Below are 24,374 nucleotides of genomic sequence, written 5' to 3'. Positions count from 1 at the left end.
ATTCATTTTGTCTGATGTACCACCCCTTAACTAATGCGCCATCGATGTATAATGCCCGTCAGCGGATCACGAATACTCTCTGGATGATAGTGCCCCACTATGCAATGGGGATCTAATCTAGATCGGATGCAGAATCCAGCCCCTCTCGAAGGATTTATTTGGAAATCTGAACCTTCCAACAGCTCCTGGAAAAGAGCTTCCAGTGACCAGCCGGAAAACTCCTCAAGCGTATAATCACTAATTAGCTCCAGGGGAACATCACAGACTAACACCGTAGGCTTCCCATAAGTTGTTAGCACTTGTCGATAGTCGCGTTTACTTCCAATTTGAGCTGCCAGCGACGTAAGGTATTCACTGCCATATATCATGTAATGTCCGCAATAGGTAAGAAGCATCTCTTCGTTGGCTTCGAAGTAAACTCGACCTTCTCGCAGGTCACTTCCAACCTGATGAATAGCCGCCTGAAGACTCGATTCATTCAACTCCGGGAACTTGCCCTGAAGAAACAGCAGTCTTGCTTGACGGTGGAATTTTTCAGGTTGAAGCGGTTTCAGCCCCTCCCCATAAAATCGTTCCACATCATCCGTTCTTGTACCATGCACCGCACGAATGGCACTGTAACGCTCCCTTAGGCGATTAGCGAGCAATGACTTCATATCAAAGGCTTCATTACGAACCCGGTGAACTATTTCCTCTAACCAACTCGGATCATCACTAACAATATCCTCTGGCGGCGCAGCCAAGAAGGACTCCACCACTTCTGGAGTAGCAAAGTCTTCTATCAAACCCCATATGCTAGTCTTCCAGCTACCATAATCCCGATGGTTCCATACATCACTGGGGGCATCTGGCCTTTCATCGTAGCAAGCATGTAACCCCCTATCCTGTGCGGACCGGAGGTTTTCTACAGCATCGTCCGTTGTTTTTTTGGTCATGGTAGCTGTACTCCCATCCGTAATACCAAAACCATATCACTCACATCCAGCGATAATAATAGTAATAATAATATTATTACTATTATTATCAAAACAGACTCCCACCTGCGCTAAACCGAGATTTGCTCAGTTATAAAGAATTAAATAACTCACCGATTTCAACGATTTGGCGAATAATAGCGTGCTGGAGCGTGATGGGTTGAACGCCAAGTAAAGGCTGCTGTGGGCCTGGCCGTCGAGAAGGCCGAGCAAAGGAAGGAGGAACAGCAGACACAAAACCAGGAAGAGCGGAAGGAACAGAAGCAGCGGCGAGCTGCACGTATCGGGTGATATCTTATCACCATCCCATCGAGACAGACCAGGCCAGGGCGGCAAGTTCACAGTGCCCCCATCGAAATAGTAAGGCGTATACTCGGATATCCCGATCAAGGCCCCAAAACAGAAAAGCCCACCTTGTGGTGGGCTTTTCCTTAATCGGGACTCTTGGCTATCTCCAGACCCGCTGGAGACCTGTTTCCAGGCGGTACAACCACACTGCCGAAGCAGCTCCGTTCATATGATTGCCGTCACAGTATGTGGTAACCCCGTAAACACGTCAATACTTACAGCTAGAGCCTACGGGTGGAATCGAACCTTCGACTCTGTTCGATTTACCCCCCTGCCCACGATGGGGGGGCAGCTCATGAAAGGCGGGGCTTTTTCTGCAGGTTAAATAGTTCGAAGGGCGGTCATAGGCACAAAAAGCCACATGGGGTTGTCGGTGAACGGTTCGAACAAATCAAATCGGTGGTAGAACGCCAGGGCGTCCTCATTGATCACATCGAGGATCAGACACCAGGGCCCGGAGGCCGACCGTTGTCAGCTCGACCGCTTTGCGTAGGGCCGTGACCAACGTTTTGGCACCCAACTGCTGGCTGTCAACAACAGCGAATGTGCCACTATGGCTACTTGGCCAACCGGATTACCGGGATACAGCTGGCTTTCAATCGACAGGCCCGGGGTCTGGGGTCAGTAGTGGTCAAAGGCCGGAAAATGAGGCATTATGAAGAAAAATCATTGTACGAAACGATCAATAGCCTTCAGGAAGCTGGGCCGGAATGCACAATACGGATACCTCACCTGCGCTATCACCCCAAATAGCGAACCACCGGGCAGCCGGTAAAAGACAAATGCTTATTAAATAGAGTTAGCAACCCTATCGAAGGCGGCTCAGTTCAACAGGCGTTTATGCCGCATGCTGGGTACGCTGCATAAATGCTAATGGGTCAGCCCTCTTACTCTCAGGAGATTTTGCATGGACAAAAATGTTGAAAAACAACTGGCCGAGTTCTTCGCTGCTCACGACACCAAAAAGGAGAGCGTGCGCCAAGTCAAAAGCGAGAGGGAACAAAAGGAAGCAGCGTTCTTGTCCCAGTTTGTTGAGCGTCGTGCCAGCATATTGAGGCCAGCCTTCGAGTCGTTCGCTAAAGCCGTGGAGATGCGGGGCATCAAGTGCCGAATTGAAGAGCAAGAAGAAAAGGCATTAGATCAACATCAAGTCCAGTCCGCTGCGATCACCATTGCTTTTGTAGTTGGTAACGACAGCCATCGGCGGCTTTCGGAGTATCCACACCTCACCATATCGTGTGAAAAGCATGCCAGTATGCTAACGCTCCATAAAAGCACTATGAGTCCTGGCCGTGGCGGGCAAAGTGGCCCCGCCGGGAAAGTTGGAATCCAGGACGTTACGGAGAATTCGTTGCATCAATCTCTTGTTGAGCTACTCCAGCAATCGCTGCTCTAAATAAGGGCTAACCCGGCAGTCAACCGGACCTGCGCGAAAAGCCGCGCAGGCCGGTTACTTCTACGTTGAGGCTTGAAAGGAATCGTGTATGGGTCTGGTTGCTAAGAACAAACACACGAATGAGTTGGTATATATATTTGACTACAAAAATCCTAGGAGCGAGCTAAAAAAGGATGATCTGTTGTGCCATCTGTGCGGCGGTGAGTTGATTATTAAGGCTGGGCTCGTGCGAATAAAGCACTTTTCGCATAAACCAAACTCACCATGCTCATGTGATTACGAAAGGCATCCTGAGAGCGAAGAGCATTTGTTTTTCAAGCGGCTTATTGCAACTCAACTGAGCAGTGAGTTTGAAGAGTACTTGAACGCGAAGCCATTGTTGGAGTATCCCGTTCATGAGGTGCATCGGGTTGCCGATATTGTTTTCGCATTTCCAAGTGGTTGGCTAGTGGCTCACGAAATTCAATTGTCATCAATCACTACTGAGCAATTAGAGCGACGCACAAATGACTATAGAAATGCAGGAGTTGATGTTATTTGGTGGCTTGGCAAAAGTGCGGACACAGAAACCAACCGCCAGTGGCTATACAAGAATTATGGAGAGTGCTACACGCTTGACTGGGATGAAGTACATAAAATTTGTACCGAAAACGATTAATGAGAAAACGTCATTTGTATGGAACAAGGTACGTATAGGTGGTGTGCTCCAGCGCTACCCAAGATCGTTCAGTAGTAAAGAGTTTATGGATTCCTATATTTGGCAATCGGATACGATCAAGAATTTAGTATTTTTGTCGATAGCCACATGGGGAGAGCTGTCCCAAGAGAAAATTATATCGTCGCTGGGTATCAATGTTTTGAGTAATAGCGTTATGTCCTCTATCAGCTCGAATTTGGAGGCTGGAAAAAGAGGAGGACTTTACCGTAAAGCTGGTTCGAAAAAATTTGCGCGCTTTTCCTTGGAAGAGAATTTCGTGAAATCAAAGCAAATGGCCAGGGTTCATTTTCAGCCTAGTCAACAGGCTGTAAGAATTGCGCGAGCACGAGCAAAAGCTTAACAAGTCATATATGCAGGACAACGTTGATCATGTGATGAAGTTCATTACCGATTTTCATGATCGGCAGGAGTTTGGCTAGCTCAGCCCCAAGGATCTCGCTAAATTCTCCGACAAAGAGGTTGACCGCCAGGTAAGGGCAGCTGTGGGTTTGGCCATCGAGAAGGCCGGGCAAAAGTAAGAGAAGAGGCAGGTGCAACGTCAGGAACAGGAGCCGCGAAGATCGGCGCGAATTTAACCCCGATCTAGGCCATGGACTGATAACAAACCCACCGGATTTCAGACGACGTCAGCGCTAACGCGCCTGAACCCGCGCGTTAGCCACAGGAAAAGCAGCATGAGTGAGCAAGAACGAAATAAAGAAAGGTCAGAGCACAGGCAATTTCTAATGACAATGTCTGGCGGGGTGTATGAAGGAGAAGATCTGGAAGAAATATTCAGAATACAAGAAGGAAAGTGTTATTTTACTGGGACGCCTCTGTCCCCTCCATCCCATGACAAAAAGAACTACTCGCTTGATCATTTGAGGCCTGTATGCAGGCGAGGTAGCTGCTGGCCAGAAAACCTTGCGTATGTGCTAAAAGAAGTAAATCAAGAAAAACACGATAGATCAAAAGCTGTTTACTGGAATATCCTAGAAAAAAGGCATGGTACAGACTGGGTTAATGAGCGAAAAAGCATAGCGAAGGAGATTGATAAAAAGCGCAAACTTATAGACAAAAGGCGCAAGCTTACAGTCGATATGCTGCTGAATTTATTCCAAGGCCATTTGGCCGACAAATATCCAGGAAACGAAATTGATTTTTCTCTAACAAAGGACGACTTCCTTCAGTTGACGGTTAACGACGTAGGGGTTTACTTTGATCCAGGGTTTATCAGGAAAAAAAGAAAATTCAAGGATGCAAGTTACTTTGAAGGTATTGTTCAGGGCATTATTGGAAGGGGATAAATTAATACAGTTTTAGTAGCATCACTTTCCTACATCGAGCACCAGGTCAAGCGCCGGGCGATTGAAACAGAAGGGGCTGGGGAGGGTTTCCCCGGCCTTTTTGCATTCAGGCTGCTTTTGTTAGCGTCTCATCGTAGCCGGTCGGTGGCTCTTGATGGCATCCGCCAGGCGCGCGAGGGCTGCGCGGTCGCGCGTTTCGCACTCCCATATCACCATCACTTCCCAGCCGGCCGCTTCCAGTGCCGCGTGGTTGCGCCCGTCGCGCTCGACGTTGCCGGTGAGCTTCGGTTCCCAAAACTCCAGGCGGGTTTTTGGCAGGCGCGCGGCCGCGCAGCCAGGGTGACGATGCCAGAAGCACCCATGCACGAACAGCGCGACGCGCCGGCTTGGGAACACCAGGTCGGGTGTGCCGGGCAAACGCCGGTCATGGAGTCGATAGCGCAGGCCAGCGGCGTGCAACGCCTTGCGTACGCGCATTTCCGGTTTGGTGTCGCGCCCGCGTACGCGCGCCATTTGGGCGCTGCGCGCGGGATCGACCGGGTTCATTACCGTTGCTCGTCGCCCGCGTCCGTGTCGGCGTCGTCATTGTCGGCCGGTTCCTCCGGCGACATGGCGGCGTGCTGGACGAAGGCGGCCAGGAACTCGCGCACAATGTGGACGGTATCGCGGTAAGGCGGGGTTTGCCCGAAGTGCTCTCCAACGCGGCGCTCGATTTCCTCGGGCGTCATCTTGTCGTTCAGGGCTGCGGCCATCGCCCAAGCGCGGCCGGGGTGTATCACGTCCCAGGGGGAACGCTTGTTCGCGCGCGTGGTGGCGGCGTCGCCGTGCTTGCTGATTCCCCAGCAGATGCCGATTTCGTTGTTCCATACCGGCCGGAACATGCCGATCAAGTGCCGCTCAGCAACGAGCTGCGCGTTCGTGGCGCAAATCAGGCGGCGCGCGTCGAAGTCCTCGACGCGAAGCGGATGCGGCAATACCTCGCGCTGCGCGTGCTCCCCAACCGTCTTGATCATACGGCGGTGATCGTTCAGCCGGCCATAGAGCCGCGGGCCTTGCTCGCGCGGGGTGCGTGCGGTCGGATTCTCGGGATCGGCCTTGCCCACGTAGATGGGCGTTTCCGTTCCGGACACGGGGCCATAAAGTGGATGGTCACCGTGGTAATAGATCGCGTACACGCCAGAGCCGTAGGTTTTGGCGAGGCGGCCGAGTGGAACGCGATCCTGGGCGATGAGCGCGAGGGCGACCAGGTGGCCGGCGGTGTCAGGGTCGGTGGGATCGAATGAAGTGCCGGGGTCTTTAATCGGGTCGAGATCGGAGCGGGCCGCCTCGATGTCGCCCATGATGGAGAGCAATTCCGCCATCGTCTTTTTGGCCGCTGGCTTGCTCAGGCTGGGTAGCAGCTCGCGCAAGTGCGCCAGGCGCTCGCGCATCTCCTCGATGACGGATTGTGCGGGGGTTCTCGGTCTCCTCGTCGCCATCACGCCACTGCCTGCCGTGTCCCGTCGTCTTCCCTCAGCACGGCGGCGATCCACGCGCCCATCGCCTCGGAGAGCTGCGCCGGAACGGCATTGCCGAGCTGGCGCATGCTTTCCGTCCACGAGCGCGGGAAATGGTAGGTGTCCGGCAGACCTTGAAGGCGGGCGGCTTCGCGGGTGGTGAAGTAGCGCACCGAGCCGTCACCCTTGACCATCATGTTCTCGCCGCCGGGCACACCGTGATCGCCGGCCTTGAGCGCCTTGGCCGGTTGATCGAGCGGACTCCCGGTGTGTCCCGGGTACACACGCGCGCCATCCCGGAACACGTGATTTGCCTTGCCGGTCGGCTCGCCCAGGCCGGCGAGCGCATCGCGTACCGTCGCCCACGGCTTGCCTTCCGGCGGCGTTGCGCGGGCGCGCAGGCGCTTGACGGCCGGGAGATCGCCGGCCTGAATTTCGCGGTCGGCCGGCTGCCGTAGGCCGTGACGGCGCCAATATTCGCCGCTAACCCACTGATCCCATAGCAGTCGCTCGCGGGAGTGCGTCGGCGTCGGCGGTTCCAGCTCCGCGGCGAGATCGGCGCGCACTCCGGCGACGATGACGCGGTGGCGCTTCTGCGGCGCGCCGTAGTCCGCGGCGTTCACCTGGACCACGAGCACCCGATAGGACGGCGGAAGCCCGCACGCCTCCAGGCGTCGGGTGTGCTTGGCGTGGTCCTCTCCGTCCTTGCGGGCCATTTCCGGGTGGTGAAGATGGGCGACGATCCAGCGCAGATAGTTGGCGAAGGCCGGGCGCGCGAGGCCGCGCACGTTCTCGAACAGGAAAGCCCGTGGGAGGGTTTCCCGAACGGCGCGGATGGCCTCCGGCCACATGTCGCGCGCGTCCTCGTGGCCGCGGTGCTTGCCGCCGATGGAGAACGGTTGGCACGGCGGGCCGCCGGCCACCAGATCGAGGTCGGCGAAGCCGCGCCAAGCAACCTCGCGCACGTCGCGCTGCTCCAGTGGCCAATCGCGGATATGGCGCAGCTTGCGCCGCCGGTTGTGGTGCACGGTGGCGACGGCATTCTCGTTCCACTCGACCATCAAGTCGTGATGAAATCCCGCCCTGGATAAGCCCAGTGCAAGCCCTCCGCATCCGCTGAACAGCTCGACGCTACGCATTTTTGTGTCCCTCTCCGAGATCCAGGGAAAACAGCGGGCCTTGCGCGTGTTCGATCAGGCGTTCCACAGCGCGACGCACCAGCCAAGCGACCTTTACGCCGTTCTGTTCGGCGATGCGTTCCAGGTCGGCGTGCTGCTGTCGCGTCAGCGTGGTTGTGACCCTCACCGAGTCGCGGCCATCCTTTCCCATAGAGATTTTCTCCCGCGGTATTTTGCTGCAATTCGCAGCAATTATGCCGTTGGAGTATGTGATAAACACCTTTAAACGTCAACGTCTGAGTTCCCTGTTAGCCCACCATCCTGATCGGTCATCGTGACCCGTCAGAACGGCAGTGCGCTCACGCGCTTGCTAATTGGGTTGACGCTTCAAAGCCTGCCGGCCGTTGCTGCCCTAAAGGGCGGCTGGACCGGTGGATATCAAACTCCACGTCATTGGCTGCCGGAATCAGCTCGGCAGGGTCTGCAATCAGACCAAATATTCTTGGTACACCGCTCAGGAGTGCCAGGCCTTCCGCCTCGATGTTGAGCGCGGCATTGTGGTCCCGGTCATGGTGGGTGCCGCATGCCGGGCAGTCCCACTCCCGGGTCGAAAGATCCAACTTGTCCAGCTTGTGGCCACAGCACGAACAGGTCTTGCTCGATGCGTACCACTGGTCAATCTGAACAAAGGTTCTTCCGTACCACTCGGACTTGTACGCCAACTGCCGCAGCAGCTCGCCCATGCCCACGTCGGCCCGGGACAGGCGCCGGTTCCGGAGCAGATTCTTCACCTTGAGCGTTTCGGCACACACCACTTGGTTTTCGTGGATCAGCCTAAAACTCAGCTGGTGAAGGAATGTTTGTCGCTGATGGGCAATCTTCTGATGCAGTTTCGCAATGCGTTTTCTCAATAACGCTTTTCGTCTGGAGCCTTTCTGCTTGTGCTTCAGGCGCCGCTGCAGGATTTTCAGCCGGTAGAGATTGTGGTACAGCGGCTTGGGGTTCAGTACTTCATTGCCCCGGGAGTCGACCGCACAGGATTTGATGCCCAGATCGACACCGGTCGAATCGTACTTTGCCCGGGCCAGGGTCTCGACCGGCTCATCCACCATGAACGATATCCAGTAACGGCCGGTCGGGTCTTTCTCGACCGTGACCATCTTGGGCCTGCCTTCGGGCACCCGGCTCCAGCGCACCCGCAGGCTGCCCAGCCGGGGGATCACCAGCCTTTCACCCGGGATGAAGGTTTTATCGATGTGCCGCTGGTCAAGCTGGTACCGGACCTTGTTCTTGCTCCGGCGCCGTGGTCTGAATTTTGGGTATTGGGCGCGGCCTTCGAAAAAGTTTTTGAACGCCTTGTCCTGGTCGAGCAACCGTTGCACCAGCACGCCGGCCGACGCCTCGGCCAGCCAGGGCTTGGTGGTTTTCTTGATCGTGGTCAGAACCGCGGAGAGATCCCGGTAGTCCAGGGAGAGGCCCCATTTGCGATAGGCTTGCTGTCGAAAACCCAATGCCCAGTTGTGCACATTGTGCGCCTGCTGATACTCCACTTCCAAGCGTTTACACTGCTTGACAGTGGGCAGGCACAACAATTTATAGGTCCGCATCGGCATCATTCCAATTATAGAACGTATGGAGAACGCGTCAACCTAATTTAACAGGGAATGTTGTAACATGGATCCGCCGATCGCCCAGTGTCCTTCCGCAGTGATTGCGATAGTCGGGCCTTTGGCTCAGGTCGGCGGGGGCGCAGGCCTTCCTTGGCATGCTTCGTCAAAGGTGGCGGATAACGGGCGCTATGTTAAATCACCCCGCCAGAAGCGACCGCCCCGGCCTCCCCTAACCGCTTGATCTGGTAACCAATATTATATATATTGGTTACCTGCTTGCTATTTTACCAAAGCCGACACTTTTGGCAGACCCTACCCCATGAACGAAGTCGAAATCCGTACCCTGGTCCAGGCCGGCGTGGATCTCCGCCTGGCGGCCGTACCCCGGCCCCTCGATTTGCCCGGCTTTACCGTGGTGATCAATACCGGCCGCCTGGAGCAGCGCGAAATGAAAACCCGGCGCGGCCAGGTCCGGGTGTTCAAGAAGCTGGAAACCCTGTGGAAGCTGTGCAAGGAGCTCGGGATCGCGGGGTTTGAGGTGCGGGTTCGATAGGTAGGCGCACGGTAGAGTAACCGAGAATCCCAAACAAAGCACTTTGGTGAGGAGAAGGTATACATGATCAAGAAGGGCGACACAGTTGTAATCAAGCCGGAATGGCGTGATCCAGGCGATGAGGGTTTTCATTGGATAGCACTAGAGGACGAGGACGGGGGGCGGGTGCGTATTGCGCCGACCGATACGGGCATGGCCATAGAGCCAAACTACGTCGTCGAAACGAGCATGTTAGAGAACGAGTGAGCTGGCGGGTATCGTCATGACTGCTAACAGGCCCTAGTACACATTCAGAGCATCGAGTTAGCCGCCCACGCGGCATTGGAAAAGACTGGTTAGGAAGAGATGATAGTGGATAAGAAGCAGCTTGTTAAACTCATCCAGAATCACGAATCAGCCGAAGCCGGGATCGGCGAACGGGTACGAACATTAAGAATGGCCAATGGACTGACGCAAGGACAGCTTGGAGACCTTGCCGGATCAAATAAGGCAGCGATCCAAAAGATCGAAATCGGTAAATCTATGCGCCCCAGATGCCTAGCAACACTGGCTGCTGTCCTTGGCGTTAACCCGGCTTGGCTTGCCTGGGGTGCTCCGTATGCCTCGCCTGAGATAAGGAGTTAGTCAGGGCCTTCTGTTTCTGTGACAAGGCGAAAGGTGGCCCGCCGGGCTTGGGCCTCTTGGTCTCTCGATAGGTGAGTGGCAACCTTCCCAACCAGTTTACCGTTTCGGTCCGTGATAATATGTCCGCTGTTGCCCAACCGTCGCCAACGTGGAGTTCTCGATGCCGGCGGCGGGCATGTAGAAATGCACTGTATAACCAGGCAGACTTTTTAGCGGCTAAAATTGAGGAAGGAATGCGCCTATCCGATGCACTGAACTTGAACCACGCTGCGATCCACCGCATTGTTGAATCGCATCGTGTCCGGAACGTTCGCGTTTTCGGCTCTGTGCTGCATGGCGCTGACCAGGACAGTAGCGACATTGATCTGCTGGTTGATGGGCTGCCTAGTGCCACGTTATTAGACTTGGGCGATTTACAAGTCGAAATGGAATTGCTCCCCGGCGTTTATGTTGATTTGTTGACACCCGGCGACCTGCCGCCGGTGCTCCGGGCCAAGGTACTCGCGGAAGCACGGTCAGTCGGCGAGGTCGGAGCAAAAGTAAGGGACGGGGCATGGCCTCGCTAATCAAAACCATGGAAAGCGAAACATTTGAAAGCGTATGGGATGCGCTCTGCGATACTCCAGAGGAAGCGGCCAACATGAAGGTGCGCGCCGAACTGTTGATAGATATTCGCGAACGGGTGAAAGCATGGGACCTGAGCCCAGAGAAAGCCGCAAAGCGGCTCCGTTTGACCCGTCCGCGATTAAATGATCTGCTCCGGTGCAATGCTGGTGAATTCTCGCTCGATGCCCTCGTGGTCATCGCAACGGCGGCCGGCTTGGCCCTGCATATCGAGGTTACCGATTTAACTGATAAGAGGCGACGGGGGTAGGCGAACTATTGACAGATGAGGGGCGGACTGCAAACCATGTCGACCTCGACGATCACCAAGCCGTCCAGGATGAGCGGATAGCTGAGCGCTAACAAGCTTTTGCCAGCGCCAGTTTCCCCACCAAGTACGCAGTCCAAAAGTAGAGGCCTATGTCGTTCTCAAAAGCATCGATAGGTACGAAAAGGCGGCTCAGGAAGCCGCCTTGTCAATGTTAAATATCCGAAATTAAGCAGGGTATGGAGTGGTCACCGAGTCACTCACCTGACGCAGCGTAGCCTGTGCCTTTAGGAAATCCTCCTTACTTGCCAGCCCTGTTTCCGCTTGGTAATACACAACCATGACCATGTTGGCAACGGCCTCCGCTATTGGTGAAATCCTCCTGGCCGTCTCTTGGTTGATCCATTCGATCTCCATCAGTTGAGTGGCTGCCTGGTGCAATACCTGGCAGGGTTCGATAGTATACTGTGTTGCCATTATTCACCTCCTATTCAGGTGTAGAGTGGAAGTGCCGGTCGGTTCTTCACCAACTGACCGGCGCGTTTTAAAACTTCTCGGTATCATTCCCGACGAAGGCCGCAATCTCAGCCTCTGCATCCACATCTGTCGAGTCTGCTGATGACAAACTGTTTCCGTCGAATACCACCGCCGACTCTACGCCCCGTGTAAGGATCGCATCCGCAATGCGGCCTCCAGTGGTATCAGCTATCCGTTCCTTCGTTGCATCCATGATATTGGCGGCCTTGTCCTTGACGATCGATACGGAACCTTTAGCCAGGTTCGCGCCGGCATCGGCGGCTATCTTGGTCGCTGTGCTGGCTGTCATTGCGGCGGCGGCCATGAAGCCCCCCTTTGGTTGTTGTGTGGCGCTGGTGCCTGAATCGGAGGCTGTCTGTTGCGTGCCTGCTGCGCTGTCGTCCCATTGGACCCTCGGCCGCCCGAGCTGGACGCGCCTATGCCACTGCCGGAGGATTCGCCGCCGGCCGAAGAGTGACCGCCATCACTATCGGCAACAGTATCTCCGGAGTCGCTGGCTCCGCTCGCGGCGGCTCCACCATTATCGCCTCCGGCGGGGGCCGAAGACCCCATTGGTGAAGCAAAGCCGGCCGCCTCTGCAAGCGGGGTATTTCCAGTACCTGGTAGTCCTCCGCCGCCAGGTCCTCCACTGGGATCGCTGCCACCTTCGCCACCCCAAAGGCTTGTTAGTACATCGCTACCTGATGCAACGTTGGCGTTCGCCTGGGAGACGGCGGCCATTAAAGAGGATAAAGCTCCAGCGCCTGCCACCCCTGCCTTTTCAAGGCCGTGCGCCAGTGCAACACCGCCTGATGCGAAAGCACCCGCTGTAACCGCACCCGCACCTATCATTGCACCCGCGCCAAGCTGGCCAATTCCGGTATTTCCCATGCTCGCTCCCGTGATGATACCGGCAATTGTCGTCGGAACTTTATTGGTTAATACGAGCAGAATAATCGAAACGACCATCATCACAGCAAGTTCCTGGATAGTCGTATGGCTACTGATTTGCATGGTGAAATTTTCAAGAAAGGATTTTCCGATTGCAACCACCAGGATCATCGTGAGCAGTTGAACAGCGATACCAAGAATGGTTCTGTAATAATTCATCGCCATATCTGATGTCCATCGAGAACCACCAAATCCAAGAAAGAATATTCCCGCGTATAGGACAATCCAGCTCGTGGCAAGTAACAACAACAAATTAACTGAAATTAGAGCGAGTATAGCCAGGATAATCCCGCCAAGAATCATCATCGCTATCGCCATATCGAAATCCTTCCAACCGAGCTGATCTACAGCGCCGAGTATTTTTCCAAACAAATCAAAGCCAATATCGACTATTGCACCTGGATCTAACTTGGTGGAACCAAGGCCACCAGCTTGAGCGCCGAGTTGTTGCATACTTGAAATAATGGTTCCAGCAATATTCATCCCGGTGACTGCATTTGTCAGTAGCCACCAAAAGAAGCCTGTGAAGACGGTAAAGCGAAAGAACTCCGCGAAGAATTCGCCTATATCGGCCTTACGTAGCGCCATCATGCCGAATGTCCAAACCATGGAGATCAGCACCAACGTCCAGAAGAGTCTGCTCGCTGCATCAGTAAGCGCTATTGCCCAGCTACTCGCTGCAGTATCAAATTTCTTCAAAACTGTATTCATGATCCCGTCGCTACCGAGATCCGCCATCGCCGCTTCCGAAGCCAGGACCAGCACACCCCCAATAATCAGTGCTTGCCAGTATATTTTTTTCATCCTGATTCCTTTTCTATTAGTAATCGCCTGGTGGGCTCTTCATGAACGTCCCTGAAGTTAAGCGCTTTCTTTGGTTGAAGGACCGGCAATCGGCAATAAATGTATCCCGACTTGCTTCGTCTCTGAGATCATTCAAGATTGCCAATTTCATATCGGATGAACAATTTTCCGCGTTGGCCTCCGGAGGGACACCCAAACGGTCTTGCGATATATTGTGAGCCTGTCTGGTATCAGTATCATTCGATTCCTCACCACAACCGACCAGTAATATTGCCAAGCAAATACAAATTGTCATGTAAATTTTCATGCGTTCCTCTTCATCAGTAACATCTCCAAATAGATTTAATAATCTCCGGTAGGACTCTTATTGAATACTCCCGAAGTTAGCAATTTTCTTTGAGCGGATGAACGCGCCTCTTCCGCCATTTGCGCCTGCATCCGCGTGGTTACCGCATTCTGCTGAGCAATCAGGAGTCCCCGGATCTGCAGAAGCTGGTTGGCTTGCTGACTGGCGAACTGATTAGCGTAACCGATGGCCTCCATACGACCTTCAGCGTTTCCTGCAGCTGTCTGGAGCTGTTCTAATCGGCTGGCGTCGGTCTGCAGGGCGTCCTGTTGTGCGTCCAGACCCCGGAAGACGGCATTATTTGCCAGTTTCTGTGATTGGTAGCCGAGGTGGCGGGCTTGGTCCAGCGCTATCCGTTCTGCGGGAGAGCAGAAGCCATTGGAATTGAAGCATGGGGAAGCTTCGTAATAATTAAGATCGCCAAATTGCGATAGATAGGCATCCACGCTGCCTAGCGTATTTTTGTAATACGAAAGGGAGTCGATGAGGTTGCGGAGGTTGTTCATTGTCGAGACGGCATTGTCCCAGATGTAGGACGAAGGCTCTGTCGTGTTTTGCAGCATGTTTTGATACTGCTGCAGTTGGGTTTGATATTGCTGAATCAGCTTGAGGGTCTGGCTGACCGATTCCGAGGCGCTGACCGTGGTTTGCACGATGTTGGTTACATCGATAACCGGGATGCCGCCGGCGTGAACTTCCGGCAGCATCGGGCCGGAGGTCAGTGCAATGGCCAGTGCGATTTTAGCGGCTAAAATTTTTTTCTTCATAACGATTACCCTTTTTTGATATGTGGCTAGGGTCATCGAACAGCTTCGCCACGGAGCTAATCGGTAATTGACCAGGGTGACACCGAAGCCCGGCCTTTTTTTCTAAAAAAAGTCACGGCATCCTCTAGGTTGTCCATCTCGTGATGCACGGCGCTGACGCGCTGATACACTCCATAGCCCATCCGTTCGGTCTTGCTTTCTCGTAGGCGATGTACTTCGCCAGGGCGGCAAAGTCGGATTTACCAACCGAACGCATGGGAACGTGCGTTGCGATCAAAGCATGCCCCCGCCGGTGACCCCAATTTTTTAGCGGCTAAAATAATCACTGCTCCGCCCTAGGCATGACAACGGACATCATGATCTTTCCCATTTCATCCTGGGTGGCCTCAATGCGGCCTAGCAACGCCTGTATGGTAGACCCGCCAAAATGCGCAGTACGTTCATCATTGGTCAACCAGAGCTTTAGCAACCCACCCAATCGACCCAAGTCGCCATTAATCCTGGCCAGCTCGCGCACCTGTTCGTAATCAACAATGCCCTTTATTTGGTAACCCTGGCCGACCTCGCGCAAATAGCGGGCGACACTCAAGCCGGATTGCTTCGCTTGGCGTTCAATCGTCTCTTTCTCATCCGGGAACACCGGCACCCGCAGGTGCTGCCGGCGCTTCCTGTCTTGCTGTTGCTGGTCTTGCTCCATCGTTCAACCTCGCTTGAAAGCCGGCGGTAGCCGGTCAGCCTCGCAGAGCAGGATTTTCGTTGAGCGCCCCGGGTGCGAATAAGGAACAGTGAAGATAGGTAACCGGCTTGCCCGGTTAGCTAACTTCACCCATCCTGCCCTGACTTCGGAGGCCATTTTCAAGCTGTCGATGCTGCGTATCTTGTGCTGTGCATGCGCTATCGAACAGCAACAGCGTACAAACACGACGACAATGGCTAAGATACAGACAAATCCAACGGTTACAGCGTTCCGACAGCGCATCAACAGCGCACCAAACACCAGGCTACAGCGTTGAATCGTGGCCATCAGATCAAGTCCTCTCTTTTCGGAGAAGGATCGAAACTGAAGCTTCTGATCTGAGACAAATTGCCCCTCTTCGGTTCGCTGGATGCCGTCGGCATCACCTCATTTGCACCCCTACCTTGGGCCGCTGGCTTCACTGTGCTAGATTGTTTGGGACGCTCTGGTGGGGCGTTCGTGATGTGCCGACGAACGTACCTAAGGAAGGTTTCGTAACGGAAAGACACCCGGCCGGTTTCGCGCATATGTTCCCAAATGGTCTTGAGCGCGTACCCGGCGGCGATGGCCGCTTTCACGTCTTCGCGCACAGCAAAAAAGATAGCCACGCATTCCCTGCGCCTGGGCTTTGCTATTTTTTGTTTCTGGGCAACCCATGCAGCCAGCTCTTGCTTTATGTTTGTTGTCATATTTCCTTTTCCTTCGGTTAGTGGTTGTTCACACATCATAGCCATGCGAGCTAAAGACTTGGGCCATGTTCGCTCCTTCCCAGCTTCCTGGACGGGTAATGACCATCGCTGCATCTTCCGCTAACATTGACATAAAGCGAGACAGGCTCAGTGCTCCATGACTTGTGCAACCATCTCTGCGGCTGTTCTCCCGATTGCAGAGTTCTACAAGCTCATTCAGATTGTTAGCTGTATTTTCGCTAACCCGAATCAGTATTTGCTTCATAATTTCCAATTCTCTTTCGATTTGAAACACTGCTGATATATAGCTAATGCATTTCTGATGCGTGATACACCGCCGCCTAGTGATACGACCAGGTGCAACGCCAGTAACTGGTTTATCATGAGATATCATCTATTCGGTATCTAGCGTTACTCACAGATGACCACCGGTTAAATATTGGTTAAATACGGTTAAAGGTATGATTGCCTACTTTTTCATCTTTAGATTCATGACCTTATAAAACCGTTTTGCCTTGCTATCCCGATGAATCGCCCCGCCATCCCGATAGACCGCCTCACTATCCCGATGATCCGCCCCGCCATCCCGACGGCACTTCACATGATCCATGTTACTCACGAACCCATTCGGCCTGAACATTACCTTGCCTACTAATACCTATTCTTGCACCGCTGAAGATTCCAACACGCACCAACTCATTCATGGCTTGAGTCAACGCGACGGAAAAGTTTCGCGCCCTACCTGACCAACCACACCATTGACGCAACAGATCAACCCCTATTTTGTGCTGGCCTTTTTTATGGCTGGCTGAGTAACCCTGTAACCATTTAGCCAACCCTATTTTTCGTTTTAACTCTAACCTGCGTTGCCAATCCAGAAGTCCATATTCGGAATTTGAAAATAGTGCCTTCACTTTTCTGTTAAGAACCACATAATATTTTCCTGTTCCCTGATCGTAGTCATATTGGTCAATTAGATGAAAACCTGTTTTGTACCGCTGTGTCTCAATAAAAACCGCTGCAATCACTAACCTATTAATAGCGTCCGCCAGCCATCGATAGTCGCTGCTACCCACACAACGGTTTATATCCCGGAGGAAATCTGCCCTCGTAAAATACACCCGCTCCTCCAATGGATATCGCCTAGCGAGGTGCAAAACCTGGAGAAAAACATCTTGATCAGCCATATCGAGTTGCTTCCCTGAAAAATATAAAGCAATCCCTTTCGGGCTAGATAAACAACTCATATCATGCAAAATGCGTCTACCTGGCTGCACAGGGGCAAATAGACTAGTTCGTGATATGTAATTGGGTAAAGCGCGATTCAACTCAGCCCAGTAGGGCAACCCCAGCTGTTCCCCATCGCTTAATGCAGACTTAACCTTATACTGCGATTGTTTACTGACTTGCAGACGCTTCAACGTTCTGACTAGTGGACTAGCACAGGCACTTTCATGAATCTTATCCATAACAGCTTCTACAGAATTTATGCTGTTATGATTCAATCAATTCAGCAATAGCTGCCACTCGGAAGTACACTCTCCTTCCGATTTTTTTCTTTCCCATGTTTAACTTTTTGGACACTTCGTTATTCCGTCCAAGAGAAACCCTGAGCCCATCAGGACTGCGCTTCAAAATTTCAGCCACCTCGGCAAGAGTCAACAGATGTCCATACCGATTAATCAATGAAGTCTCAATATCCATTCGTAATATTCCGTACAATTTCGTCTATTGTTACGAAGGTTATGTGTAGTGGAACTTGCTAACAACACCTTAGTTGGTCAAAATGGTTGACATGACAAATGCCCTTGAAATCATCATTTGGGAAGGCTGTGACGCAGGTGTTTCACAAGCTATCAAGCAGTTCCGTGACCGGTGGCATCCGTACTCCAAATACTCGAGGCGCTACCCAGTAATACGCCTGGTACAAGAGCTAATTGACCCAGCCCTGGCTCGCTATGCGGCGGAACTATCTCCTCATTATCTATACCATGCGCCAGGTCTGGCGACTGAGGCTTCATTCAGTGAAATCATCCGGCTGGTTGGACTTGACGCCATGGTAACGCTACAAAAGGAACTGCTTCGTAAGTTCTTGCGCCTCACGATCGATGAGTCGGATGCGGATCGGCGATTTATCGCGACGCAAGAATCTCTAATTGAGCTTGTTTGGTCCTGCGCTTGCAAGCGCCCGGCGAAGTCTAAAGTACCAGAGGGAGGGGCTTCACTAAATGCCGAGCGGTACCAATCTCATTGTAGGTTCTGTGGAAACCAGACTGAGTTCGCGTCATTCATAGAATGTGGGAAATGGCCGTCACAGGATGATGAAAACTTTAGCTTGGCGCTACGGTTGAGTAGCCGGTACTGCTCCGAGCATCGTCCCAAGCATGCGGACGGTACATGGAACCCTGCCTATCGACGGGCAAAGTGCTCCCAGGATCAATTCAAACTGGAGCTAGAACGATTGAATCGGCAAAGCGCCAAGCCTGCTAAGCCGCAATCCAGGTCGGGAAACAGGGCAATCGACCTATATATCCTCAATCACGCGGCACGCCAGACTTTGCAGCCTGCAGACAAAGCAGAGCTGAGGAATCAGGCACGCCAAATGGCTGATGGCAAACTATCTGACCGCAAAAAGCAAATCATCATGATGCTTACTTCCGGTCACACCCAATCGGAAGTTGCTAGAACGCTCGGCATCAGCCGACAGGCAGTTTCTAAGGCTCTTACTTCGATTCCTTCTTCGTACCGTCTAGACGAGTTGCGATAGCAGTCAGCTCGCCCACCAGAACTTCGGCCCGGAGGTGGATATAGCGCTTGATCGCATCGCTAAGGATCAATCGTTCCACTGGGGCGCATTTAGCCAAGATGCCACTCACCGTTTTATCCTCACTGCAGCGAGTCCAATATTTGTCGCACTATTCGGTTGTCAAAATCGAGTGGGCAATTTGGGGAATTTAGAATCGGAGAAAATTTTAGCCGCTAAAATTTCTTTGGTGTAAGCAGGCCCGCTTCTCACGATTTTGATGAGCCACCATCGAGCCTTGCAACCAAGTCTTCTGCCCTCAAGTGGGTATATCGCCTAAGCATCTGCATCGACTTGTGTCCGCTGATAGCTGCAACCTCCTGATCGCTCATCCCCTTTTCCACAAATCTGGATACCGCTTCATGGCGTAGATCATGAAAGCGCAGATCAGATATTTCGGCGCGTTTCAGCGCCTCTGACCAGACCTTATTGGTCCTATATGGGCGCCGAACACCATCCCTGCCAGGTTCACCATAGAAAATCAGGTTCGTCTCCTTTGGTCGCACCGAATGCCCTATTGCCTGGCGTAAAACCCTGGCTGCTCTTTTTGACAATGGTACAGTTCTGGCGCTACCGTTCTTTGTCTCACTCAGACGAACAATCCGCCTACGCAGATCCACCTGATCAATTGTCAGCGAGAGAACCTCTCCATGCCGCATAGCAGTGTACAGCGCTATCCGGACAGCCCAACCAAGCATGGGATTCGAATGGGCATCACACTCCTTCAGCATCTTGCGCGCCTCACTCCAGGTAAGACGCCTGTTTCTCCCCTCACCAGGACTTGGCCTGCGAATGTTTGAGACCGGGTTATAGATCAACCCAATGCCCCACTCCTTTATCGCCGTCGTGTACAGATGGCCAAGCAGAGCGAGCTCAAGGCGGACCGTGGCAGGGCTTCGCCCCGCCTCCAGGCGCTCATCACGATAGGCAGCAATAACATCAGGCGAGAGAGAAACCAGGGAGTAGTCGCCAAGCTTGGCGGTAAGCGGCTTTGCCCGCATTTGCTCCGCTCGCTGGGTCGATGCCCGTTTGGTAGGCGTAATCTCTTTTATATAGCGTTCCAGGGCTTCCTTGAGAGAGATTTTCTGGGACGGGGACCTTCTGATATAGACACCCCGGATCATCTCATCCTCAGTCCGCCTGGCCCAGTCTTCAGCATCCCGTTTAGTGCGAAAAGTCTTCGCGGTTGTTGGCCACCCTTTTCGGCGAATGACAGCTTTCCAGGTACTGGAGGGGGTCTTAATTATTGAGGCCATCGGTACACAGGCTCCTTGCTTAGTGTACCGAAATTGTACCTCACCAATAAAAAAGGAGCTACGAATTAACGTAACTCCTTGTTTATATTGGTGGGCCATGTAGGATTCGAACCTACGACCAATGGATTAAGAGTCCACTGCTCTACCAGCTGAGCTAATGGCCCAATTTATGGGGTGGACGATGGGGCTCGAACCCACGACAACCGGAATCACAATCCGGGACTCTACCAACTGAGCTACGCCCACCATAAACTGTAAAGAACCTGGCACGCCCGGCAGGATTCGAACCTGCTACCCTCGGCTTAGAAGGCCGATGCTCTATCCGAATGAGCTACGGGCGCATGATCGATAATTTGGTCGGGGTAGAGAGATTCGAACTCCCGACATCCTGCTCCCAAAGCAGGCGCGCTACCAGACTGCGCTATACCCCGATAACCGGACCCCCGCCTCTGTGCGAAGAGGCCGGAATGATACGCAGCCAGTCCGACCGAGTCAACGAATAATTTCCCCGTACCCGACGGCTGTGCAGTGAAAAATCCGGGGTTTCGCGCTATCATGCGCCCCTTCCTTTGAAACTGTAGTGGAATCCCGCCCATGAGTGCAAATATCCTTGACGGCAAGGCCATTGCCGCTGAACTGCGCAGCGACATAAAGGCCCGCGTATCCCGCATGACCGAGGCTGGGGAACGCCCGCCGGGGCTGGTGGTGATCCTGGTGGGCGAGGACCCCGCCTCCCAGGTGTATGTGCGCAACAAGCAGCGCTCCTGCGAGGAGGTGGGCTTTCTCTCCGAACTGCGCCGCCTGCCAGACGACACCACGGAGGCGGAGCTGATTGCCCATATCGACGAGCTGAACGGCCGCGAGGATGTGGACGGGATTCTGGTTCAGCTGCCCCTGCCCCGGCAGATCGACGAGGAGACGGTGACCGAGCGCATCCTGCCGACCAAGGATGTGGACGGCTTCCACCCCTACAACGTGGGCCGTCTGGCGCTGCGCATGCCGATCCTGCGCCCCTGCACCCCAAAGGGGGTGATGACCATGCTGGAGCGCACCGGACAGCGACTGGAGGGGCTGGATGCGGTGATCATCGGCCAGTCCAACATCGTCGGCCGGCCGATGGCGCTGGAGTTGCTGGCGGCCCGCTGTACCATCACGGTGTGCCACAGCCGCACCAAGGATCTGCCGCAGAAGATTGCCAACGCCGATGTGGTGGTGGCCGCGGTCGGTCGCCCCAACTTCGTCAAGGGCGAGTGGATCAAGCCGGGGGCACTGGTGATCGATGTGGGCATCAACCGCCTGGAGGACGGTAGCCTGTGCGGCGACGTGGATTTTGCCGGCGCCAGCGAGCGTGCGGCGTGGATCACGCCGGTGCCGGGTGGTGTCGGGCCGATGACCGTGGCGACCCTGCTGGAAAACACGCTGCAGGCGCGCGAGCTGCACGGCAGCTAGCGATCGCTACTCGGATGCGGTCCCGCGCTCGCCGGCTGCCGGCGGGGCGCGCCGCAGCCACTCCAGGCGGGCGCGCAGCACCCGTTTCAGCAGCTGCCACAACAGCCAGAGCGAAAACAGCGGAAACAGCACCGTCTGCATCAAAAACACCACAATCATGTTGATGGCATTCTCACTGATATTGGTCGCCGCCCGGTTGAACGCGGCCATCCGCGCCTCGATATCCACCGCCCGGGTTGCGGTATCGTAGACCCGCCGGGCCTGATCCAGCAGCGACTCCGCCTGCCCTTCCGGCAGGGTTGGCCGCAGCTCGCTGTTCACTTCACCGATCTGGCTCGCCGCCCGCTCCAGTTGCCCCCGCGACTCGCTGTACTGGGGCGCCAGAAAGGCCTGGTAGAAGCGCTCACCGCCGATGGCGATCAGGGCGACGGAGAGCCGCAGAATCAGCAGGGCGAGCGCCAGCCGGCAAACCATACGGCCGATCCCGCCAATGCGTCGCCGGCCCGGCCACCAGATGACCAGCAACAGCGACAGGATGGCCACAACCGTGGCATAGGTCAGCCAGGGAGAGGCCATCACATCCAGCAGGATGCGCTGAATTCCGAACGAGGCGCTGCTGGCCAGCATGACCCAGGAGAAACGCTCCACCAGGTCGTTGACCGGGTCGAGGATCTCGCCCGGCTTGAAGTTGAGGCCGATGCCGACCGGTTCCACCGCCACCTCGGTGCCCTGGGCCACCGAGATCACCCCGTTCAACCCCCGGCTTACGGCAAATACCAGCAGCGCCCGCTTGAAACCCGCCTCGGTCTGCGCATGACCGATCCGGTCCAGGCTACCCTCCTGGATCACACCCATCAGCAGCAACAGCAGCAGGGTGATGGCGAGTTGTCTGAGCGGCGGCTTGAGCATGATCCCTGGCGACCCGATAGCGTGGCGAAGGCCCCATCTTACGTGAAGGAGCCGGCGCGAATCCATTCTAGCCCCAGGCAATCGCCACTTTTCGGGTCGCCACCCATGTGATCCGGGGTCAGTGCGTAGGATGGGTGGAGGAGGAACGACGTAACCCATCGCTCAGCCGCATCCGAAGATGGGTTACGGCGCGCCCGATAGCTGTGCAGAGCCTCCACGACAGAGGCCACGCGCCTCCACCCATCCTACGCTACTGTCGGACTTGCGGGAGATCAGGCGGAGGGGTAGGACTCCAGCCCCGGGTTGCCCGCCATGCCCACCAGTTTGGGGGTGTTGAGCTTGTCGATCTTCACCAGTTTGCGATCACGCAGGTAATCCGCCACCACGTCCCAGATCGGCCGACCGGGCGACTGACTGCCGACCGTGGCCCAGCCGGCGACCATGTACTGCTTGCCGGCCTCGATGGCGCTGCCGTCGTTCAGGGTCATGTTGCTGATGCGCTGACCGAACGACTGGTTGGGATCGCACACATAGTCCATACCGCCCAGGCGCACCATGTCGCCCCCCTGCTGGAAATAGGGGTCGGGGTTGAACAGGTTGTCGCACACATCTTCCAGGATCGCCTTGATGTCGGCACCGCTCATCTCCCGGCGGTAGGTCTCCGGGTAGGTGATGCAGGTCTGGTCCATCACGTGCTCCATGGTGATGGTCTGGCCGGGTATCACCGTGGTGCCCCAGCGGAAGCCGGGCGAGAGCGAGATCTGCGCATCGTTCACCTTGAGCAGGGCATCGCAGATCACCTGATCGAAGGTGCCGTTGAAGTTGCCGCGGCGGTACAGGGTCTCCTCGGCCACCGCCAGCGGCTCCTGCAGTCTGGCCAGGTAGGGTGCGCGCATTTCGTCGATATAGGCCTGCATCCCGGCATCGGCCGGCAGCAGGTTGGAGAAGATCGGCAGCAGGCGGTACTGATAGCCCTGCAGTTTGCCGTTGCGCACATCCAGGTCCATCACCCCGAGGAACTTGCTGTTGGAGCCGGCGTTGGTTACCAGGGTCTTGCCGGAGGCGTTCTCCACCACCGTGGGGGCCGGCATGCCGTCATGGGTATGGCCGCCGAGAATGACATCGATACCGGTTACCTGGGCGGCCATCTTCAGGTCCACGTCCATGCCGTTATGCGACAGCAGCACCACCAGGTCCGGTTTCTCGTCGGCCCGTACCTTGTCCACCATGGACTGCATCCGCTCATCCTGGATACCGAAGGTCCAGTCCGGGATGAAACGGCTCGGATTGGCGATCGGGGTATAGGGGAAGGCCTGACCGATCACCGCCACTCGTACCCCGTTTATCGTGCGCAGGGTGTAGGGCTTGAAGGCGAGCCCGCTATCCTCGTCAAATCCGCCGAAGTCACTGAACTTGTAATCGAACAGCGCCTCTTCCGTCACCTTCACATTCTGGGCGAGGAACTCACCCTTGAACTCACCGATATTCTCGATAATCTCACTGTCCTGATAGGTGAACTCCCAGTGGCCGGTCATGACATCGACCCCCAACAGGTTACTCGCCTCCACCATGTCCTTGCCGCGGGTCCAGTAGGAGGTAGCGGAACCCTGCCAGGTATCGCCACCATCCAGCAGCAGGGTGTTACCGTCCCCGCGCTCCGCCCGCAGGCGCTTGACCAGGGTGGCCAGGTGGGCGAATCCCCCCACCTTGCCGTAGGTCCTGGCGGCGCTGTCATAATCGAGATAGCTGAAGGCATGGGCCGCGTGGCTGCCGGCGGCGATGTCGAAATGTTCCAGCAGGGCGCTCCCCACCAGATGCGGCGCCCGGCCCAGGGCGGCGCCGACCCCCAGGTTTACGTTGGGCTCGCGAAAGTAGATGGGATTGAGCTGGGCATGACAATCGGTCATGTGCAGCAGGCAGACATTGCCGAAACGGGGGACCTCGTAAAGGTCTCCCGGCCGTCCGGCCGTGGCCCGGAGCGATCCCGGCAACAGGCCCGCCACGCCAGCCATGCCCATCAGGTGCAGGAACTCTCTTCTGGATATGCTCATGTCGGATCAACCTTACTGTCAGGCTCCGGTCAGCACTGCCGCCTGGCCTGTATTGTGTTATGTAGCACCATACGGTTCCCGGGATCCGTACGGATCCCGGGGA

The 24,374-nt window shown here is 55.1% G+C and carries 30 protein-coding genes and 4 tRNA genes; 11 read left to right on the top strand and 23 right to left on the bottom strand.

Features of this window, described 5'->3' with window-relative positions; genetic code table 11:
- Positions 1 to 26 precede the first annotated feature (26 nt).
- Complete coding sequence (locus tag NPX02_RS05335; RefSeq protein WP_260292398.1) at positions 27 to 935, bottom strand: hypothetical protein; 909 nt, start codon at positions 933 to 935, stop codon at positions 27 to 29.
- A gap of 1,294 nt (positions 936 to 2,229) precedes the next feature.
- Here NPX02_RS05335 and NPX02_RS05330 point away from each other — a divergent pair.
- From NPX02_RS05330 to NPX02_RS05315, 4 genes are all read left to right on the top strand, one after another.
- Complete coding sequence (locus NPX02_RS05330; protein ID WP_260292397.1) at positions 2,230 to 2,718, top strand: hypothetical protein; 489 nt, start codon at positions 2,230 to 2,232, stop codon at positions 2,716 to 2,718.
- Between the two features lie 88 nt (positions 2,719 to 2,806).
- Complete coding sequence (locus NPX02_RS05325; RefSeq protein ID WP_260292396.1) at positions 2,807 to 3,376, top strand: competence protein CoiA; 570 nt, start codon at positions 2,807 to 2,809, stop codon at positions 3,374 to 3,376.
- A complete protein-coding gene (locus NPX02_RS05320; protein WP_260292395.1) occupies positions 3,342 to 3,776 on the top strand; it encodes a hypothetical protein in 435 nt (144 codons plus the stop codon). The genes NPX02_RS05325 and NPX02_RS05320 overlap by 35 nt, the downstream gene beginning before the upstream one ends.
- 334 nt (positions 3,777 to 4,110) lie before the next feature.
- Positions 4,111 to 4,722 carry an HNH endonuclease domain-containing protein gene (locus NPX02_RS05315; RefSeq protein WP_260292394.1) on the top strand — a complete coding sequence of 204 codons (612 nt, stop codon included), beginning with the start codon at positions 4,111 to 4,113 and terminating at the stop codon, positions 4,720 to 4,722.
- Positions 4,723 to 4,842: 120 nt separating this feature from the next.
- Here the strand turns inward: NPX02_RS05315 and NPX02_RS05310 are convergent, their stop codons facing one another.
- From NPX02_RS05310 to NPX02_RS05290, 5 genes are all read right to left on the bottom strand, one after another.
- Positions 4,843 to 5,268 carry a very short patch repair endonuclease gene (locus NPX02_RS05310; RefSeq protein ID WP_260292393.1) on the bottom strand — a complete coding sequence of 142 codons (426 nt, stop codon included), beginning with the start codon at positions 5,266 to 5,268 and terminating at the stop codon, positions 4,843 to 4,845.
- Positions 5,268 to 6,152: an Eco29kI family restriction endonuclease gene (locus tag NPX02_RS05305; RefSeq protein ID WP_260292392.1), complete on the bottom strand. Its 885-nt coding sequence runs from the start codon at positions 6,150 to 6,152 to the stop codon at positions 5,268 to 5,270. Before NPX02_RS05305 ends, NPX02_RS05310 begins: the two co-directional genes overlap by 1 nt.
- A 47-nt stretch (positions 6,153 to 6,199) precedes the next feature.
- On the bottom strand, positions 6,200 to 7,357 hold the full coding sequence (locus tag NPX02_RS05300; RefSeq protein ID WP_260292391.1) for a DNA cytosine methyltransferase: 1,158 nt from the start codon (positions 7,355 to 7,357) through the stop codon (positions 6,200 to 6,202).
- A complete protein-coding gene (locus NPX02_RS05295; protein ID WP_260292390.1) occupies positions 7,350 to 7,547 on the bottom strand; it encodes a ribbon-helix-helix domain-containing protein in 198 nt (65 codons plus the stop codon). Before NPX02_RS05295 ends, NPX02_RS05300 begins: the two co-directional genes overlap by 8 nt.
- Positions 7,548 to 7,695: 148 nt before the next feature.
- Entirely contained in the window at positions 7,696 to 8,943 is a 1,248-nt protein-coding gene (locus NPX02_RS05290) for an RNA-guided endonuclease InsQ/TnpB family protein (protein WP_260292389.1), read from the bottom strand.
- Positions 8,944 to 9,265: 322 nt separating this feature from the next.
- Here NPX02_RS05290 and NPX02_RS05285 point away from each other — a divergent pair, with 322 nt between their 5' ends.
- The 5 genes from NPX02_RS05285 to NPX02_RS05265 all read left to right on the top strand — a co-directional run bounded on the left by NPX02_RS05285 (position 9,266) and on the right by NPX02_RS05265 (position 10,997).
- On the top strand, positions 9,266 to 9,499 hold the full coding sequence (locus NPX02_RS05285) for a hypothetical protein (RefSeq protein WP_260292388.1): 234 nt from the start codon (positions 9,266 to 9,268) through the stop codon (positions 9,497 to 9,499).
- Between the two features lie 63 nt (positions 9,500 to 9,562).
- Entirely contained in the window at positions 9,563 to 9,745 is a 183-nt protein-coding gene (locus NPX02_RS05280; RefSeq protein ID WP_260292387.1) for a hypothetical protein, read from the top strand.
- A gap of 105 nt (positions 9,746 to 9,850) precedes the next feature.
- Positions 9,851 to 10,123 (top strand): helix-turn-helix domain-containing protein, encoded by a 273-nt coding sequence (locus NPX02_RS05275; protein WP_260292386.1) that lies wholly within the window; start codon positions 9,851 to 9,853, stop codon positions 10,121 to 10,123.
- A gap of 233 nt (positions 10,124 to 10,356) precedes the next feature.
- Positions 10,357 to 10,689, top strand: coding sequence for a nucleotidyltransferase family protein (locus NPX02_RS05270; protein WP_260292385.1), 333 nt, complete (start codon positions 10,357 to 10,359; stop codon positions 10,687 to 10,689).
- Positions 10,677 to 10,997 carry a helix-turn-helix domain-containing protein gene (locus NPX02_RS05265; protein WP_335342512.1) on the top strand — a complete coding sequence of 107 codons (321 nt, stop codon included), beginning with the start codon at positions 10,677 to 10,679 and terminating at the stop codon, positions 10,995 to 10,997. Before NPX02_RS05270 ends, NPX02_RS05265 begins: the two co-directional genes overlap by 13 nt.
- 225 nt (positions 10,998 to 11,222) lie before the next feature.
- On the opposite strand, the gene NPX02_RS05260 is transcribed toward NPX02_RS05265, so the two are convergent.
- The 10 genes from NPX02_RS05260 to NPX02_RS05220 all read right to left on the bottom strand — a co-directional run bounded on the left by NPX02_RS05260 (position 11,223) and on the right by NPX02_RS05220 (position 17,507).
- Positions 11,223 to 11,471, bottom strand: a complete 249-nt coding sequence (locus tag NPX02_RS05260) for a type I toxin-antitoxin system ptaRNA1 family toxin (protein WP_260292384.1) — start codon at positions 11,469 to 11,471, stop codon at positions 11,223 to 11,225.
- A gap of 67 nt (positions 11,472 to 11,538) precedes the next feature.
- Positions 11,539 to 11,835 carry a hypothetical protein gene (locus NPX02_RS05255; RefSeq protein WP_260292383.1) on the bottom strand — a complete coding sequence of 99 codons (297 nt, stop codon included), beginning with the start codon at positions 11,833 to 11,835 and terminating at the stop codon, positions 11,539 to 11,541.
- Positions 11,817 to 13,265, bottom strand: coding sequence for a P-type conjugative transfer protein TrbL (gene trbL / locus NPX02_RS05250; protein ID WP_260292382.1), 1,449 nt, complete (start codon positions 13,263 to 13,265; stop codon positions 11,817 to 11,819). The genes NPX02_RS05255 and trbL overlap by 19 nt, the downstream gene beginning before the upstream one ends.
- A 16-nt stretch (positions 13,266 to 13,281) precedes the next feature.
- On the bottom strand, positions 13,282 to 13,560 hold the full coding sequence (gene trbK / locus NPX02_RS21570) for an entry exclusion lipoprotein TrbK (RefSeq protein ID WP_418067317.1): 279 nt from the start codon (positions 13,558 to 13,560) through the stop codon (positions 13,282 to 13,284).
- A 47-nt stretch (positions 13,561 to 13,607) separates the two neighbouring features.
- Positions 13,608 to 14,378, bottom strand: coding sequence for a P-type conjugative transfer protein TrbJ (trbJ, locus tag NPX02_RS05245; RefSeq protein WP_260292381.1), 771 nt, complete (start codon positions 14,376 to 14,378; stop codon positions 13,608 to 13,610).
- Between the two features lie 322 nt (positions 14,379 to 14,700).
- The gene (gene traJ, locus NPX02_RS05240) at positions 14,701 to 15,075 is read right to left on the bottom strand and encodes a conjugal transfer transcriptional regulator TraJ (protein WP_260292380.1); all 375 of its coding nucleotides are present in this window, start codon (positions 15,073 to 15,075) and stop codon (positions 14,701 to 14,703) included.
- Positions 15,076 to 15,401: 326 nt separating this feature from the next.
- Positions 15,402 to 15,803 (bottom strand): TraK family protein, encoded by a 402-nt coding sequence (locus tag NPX02_RS05235; RefSeq protein WP_260292379.1) that lies wholly within the window; start codon positions 15,801 to 15,803, stop codon positions 15,402 to 15,404.
- Positions 15,804 to 15,831: 28 nt separating this feature from the next.
- The gene (locus NPX02_RS05230) at positions 15,832 to 16,068 is read right to left on the bottom strand and encodes a hypothetical protein (RefSeq protein ID WP_260292378.1); all 237 of its coding nucleotides are present in this window, start codon (positions 16,066 to 16,068) and stop codon (positions 15,832 to 15,834) included.
- A gap of 346 nt (positions 16,069 to 16,414) precedes the next feature.
- Positions 16,415 to 17,272, bottom strand: coding sequence for a plasmid replication initiator TrfA (gene trfA / locus NPX02_RS05225; protein WP_260292377.1), 858 nt, complete (start codon positions 17,270 to 17,272; stop codon positions 16,415 to 16,417).
- A 25-nt stretch (positions 17,273 to 17,297) separates the two neighbouring features.
- Entirely contained in the window at positions 17,298 to 17,507 is a 210-nt protein-coding gene (locus NPX02_RS05220; RefSeq protein WP_260292376.1) for a helix-turn-helix domain-containing protein, read from the bottom strand.
- Between the two features lie 82 nt (positions 17,508 to 17,589).
- Between NPX02_RS05220 and NPX02_RS05215 the strand changes: the two genes are divergently transcribed.
- Positions 17,590 to 18,570 (top strand): LuxR family transcriptional regulator, encoded by a 981-nt coding sequence (locus tag NPX02_RS05215; protein WP_260292375.1) that lies wholly within the window; start codon positions 17,590 to 17,592, stop codon positions 18,568 to 18,570.
- Positions 18,571 to 18,815: 245 nt separating this feature from the next.
- Here NPX02_RS05215 and NPX02_RS05210 read toward each other — a convergent pair whose 3' ends face one another.
- The 5 genes from NPX02_RS05210 to NPX02_RS05190 all read right to left on the bottom strand — a co-directional run bounded on the left by NPX02_RS05210 (position 18,816) and on the right by NPX02_RS05190 (position 20,293).
- Positions 18,816 to 19,862, bottom strand: a complete 1,047-nt coding sequence (locus NPX02_RS05210) for a tyrosine-type recombinase/integrase (protein ID WP_260292374.1) — start codon at positions 19,860 to 19,862, stop codon at positions 18,816 to 18,818.
- Positions 19,863 to 19,950: 88 nt separating this feature from the next.
- Positions 19,951 to 20,026: transfer RNA gene (locus tag NPX02_RS05205), tRNA-Lys, on the bottom strand.
- 6 nt (positions 20,027 to 20,032) lie between these two features.
- Positions 20,033 to 20,108 (bottom strand) — tRNA-His (locus NPX02_RS05200).
- An 18-nt stretch (positions 20,109 to 20,126) separates the two neighbouring features.
- Positions 20,127 to 20,203: transfer RNA gene (locus NPX02_RS05195), tRNA-Arg, on the bottom strand.
- 13 nt (positions 20,204 to 20,216) lie between these two features.
- A tRNA-Pro gene (locus tag NPX02_RS05190) sits at positions 20,217 to 20,293 on the bottom strand.
- Positions 20,294 to 20,456: 163 nt separating this feature from the next.
- Between NPX02_RS05190 and folD the strand changes: the two genes are divergently transcribed.
- On the top strand, positions 20,457 to 21,311 hold the full coding sequence (gene folD, locus NPX02_RS05185; RefSeq protein WP_260292373.1) for a bifunctional methylenetetrahydrofolate dehydrogenase/methenyltetrahydrofolate cyclohydrolase FolD: 855 nt from the start codon (positions 20,457 to 20,459) through the stop codon (positions 21,309 to 21,311).
- Between the two features lie 6 nt (positions 21,312 to 21,317).
- Here folD and NPX02_RS05180 read toward each other — a convergent pair whose 3' ends face one another.
- Entirely contained in the window at positions 21,318 to 22,220 is a 903-nt protein-coding gene (locus tag NPX02_RS05180) for a hypothetical protein (protein ID WP_260292372.1), read from the bottom strand.
- Between the two features lie 272 nt (positions 22,221 to 22,492).
- Positions 22,493 to 24,271: a thiosulfohydrolase SoxB gene (gene soxB / locus NPX02_RS05175; protein WP_260292371.1), complete on the bottom strand. Its 1,779-nt coding sequence runs from the start codon at positions 24,269 to 24,271 to the stop codon at positions 22,493 to 22,495.
- Positions 24,272 to 24,374: the final 103 nt, after the last annotated feature.

The organism is Sedimenticola hydrogenitrophicus (assembly GCF_025175675.1).
In the GTDB taxonomy this organism is placed as follows: Bacteria; Pseudomonadota; Gammaproteobacteria; order Chromatiales; family Chromatiaceae; genus Sedimenticola; species Sedimenticola hydrogenitrophicus.
This window is presented reverse-complemented; position numbering and strand designations above follow the sequence as displayed.

Coding starts and splice junctions, on each gene's coding strand:
- NPX02_RS05335 (WP_260292398.1), bottom strand. CDS start 935: ATGACCAAAAAAACAACGGACGATGCTGTAGAAAACCTCCGGTCCGCA.
- NPX02_RS05330 (WP_260292397.1), top strand. CDS start 2,230: ATGGACAAAAATGTTGAAAAACAACTGGCCGAGTTCTTCGCTGCTCAC.
- NPX02_RS05325 (WP_260292396.1), top strand. CDS start 2,807: ATGGGTCTGGTTGCTAAGAACAAACACACGAATGAGTTGGTATATATA.
- NPX02_RS05320 (WP_260292395.1), top strand. CDS start 3,342: ATGAAGTACATAAAATTTGTACCGAAAACGATTAATGAGAAAACGTCA.
- NPX02_RS05315 (WP_260292394.1), top strand. CDS start 4,111: ATGAGTGAGCAAGAACGAAATAAAGAAAGGTCAGAGCACAGGCAATTT.
- NPX02_RS05310 (WP_260292393.1), bottom strand. CDS start 5,268: ATGAACCCGGTCGATCCCGCGCGCAGCGCCCAAATGGCGCGCGTACGC.
- NPX02_RS05305 (WP_260292392.1), bottom strand. CDS start 6,152: ATGCGCGAGCGCCTGGCGCACTTGCGCGAGCTGCTACCCAGCCTGAGC.
- NPX02_RS05300 (WP_260292391.1), bottom strand. CDS start 7,357: ATGCGTAGCGTCGAGCTGTTCAGCGGATGCGGAGGGCTTGCACTGGGC.
- NPX02_RS05295 (WP_260292390.1), bottom strand. CDS start 7,547: ATGGGAAAGGATGGCCGCGACTCGGTGAGGGTCACAACCACGCTGACG.
- NPX02_RS05290 (WP_260292389.1), bottom strand. CDS start 8,943: ATGCGGACCTATAAATTGTTGTGCCTGCCCACTGTCAAGCAGTGTAAA.
- NPX02_RS05285 (WP_260292388.1), top strand. CDS start 9,266: ATGAACGAAGTCGAAATCCGTACCCTGGTCCAGGCCGGCGTGGATCTC.
- NPX02_RS05280 (WP_260292387.1), top strand. CDS start 9,563: ATGATCAAGAAGGGCGACACAGTTGTAATCAAGCCGGAATGGCGTGAT.
- NPX02_RS05270 (WP_260292385.1), top strand. CDS start 10,357: ATGCGCCTATCCGATGCACTGAACTTGAACCACGCTGCGATCCACCGC.
- NPX02_RS05265 (WP_335342512.1), top strand. CDS start 10,677: ATGGCCTCGCTAATCAAAACCATGGAAAGCGAAACATTTGAAAGCGTA.
- NPX02_RS05260 (WP_260292384.1), bottom strand. CDS start 11,471: ATGGCAACACAGTATACTATCGAACCCTGCCAGGTATTGCACCAGGCA.
- NPX02_RS05255 (WP_260292383.1), bottom strand. CDS start 11,835: ATGGCCGCCGCCGCAATGACAGCCAGCACAGCGACCAAGATAGCCGCC.
- trbL (WP_260292382.1), bottom strand. CDS start 13,265: ATGAAAAAAATATACTGGCAAGCACTGATTATTGGGGGTGTGCTGGTC.
- trbK (WP_418067317.1), bottom strand. CDS start 13,560: ATGACAATTTGTATTTGCTTGGCAATATTACTGGTCGGTTGTGGTGAG.
- trbJ (WP_260292381.1), bottom strand. CDS start 14,378: ATGAAGAAAAAAATTTTAGCCGCTAAAATCGCACTGGCCATTGCACTG.
- traJ (WP_260292380.1), bottom strand. CDS start 15,075: ATGGAGCAAGACCAGCAACAGCAAGACAGGAAGCGCCGGCAGCACCTG.
- NPX02_RS05235 (WP_260292379.1), bottom strand. CDS start 15,803: ATGACAACAAACATAAAGCAAGAGCTGGCTGCATGGGTTGCCCAGAAA.
- NPX02_RS05230 (WP_260292378.1), bottom strand. CDS start 16,068: ATGAAGCAAATACTGATTCGGGTTAGCGAAAATACAGCTAACAATCTG.
- trfA (WP_260292377.1), bottom strand. CDS start 17,272: ATGGATAAGATTCATGAAAGTGCCTGTGCTAGTCCACTAGTCAGAACG.
- NPX02_RS05220 (WP_260292376.1), bottom strand. CDS start 17,507: ATGGATATTGAGACTTCATTGATTAATCGGTATGGACATCTGTTGACT.
- NPX02_RS05215 (WP_260292375.1), top strand. CDS start 17,590: ATGGTTGACATGACAAATGCCCTTGAAATCATCATTTGGGAAGGCTGT.
- NPX02_RS05210 (WP_260292374.1), bottom strand. CDS start 19,862: ATGGCCTCAATAATTAAGACCCCCTCCAGTACCTGGAAAGCTGTCATT.
- folD (WP_260292373.1), top strand. CDS start 20,457: ATGAGTGCAAATATCCTTGACGGCAAGGCCATTGCCGCTGAACTGCGC.
- NPX02_RS05180 (WP_260292372.1), bottom strand. CDS start 22,220: ATGCTCAAGCCGCCGCTCAGACAACTCGCCATCACCCTGCTGCTGTTG.
- soxB (WP_260292371.1), bottom strand. CDS start 24,271: ATGAGCATATCCAGAAGAGAGTTCCTGCACCTGATGGGCATGGCTGGC.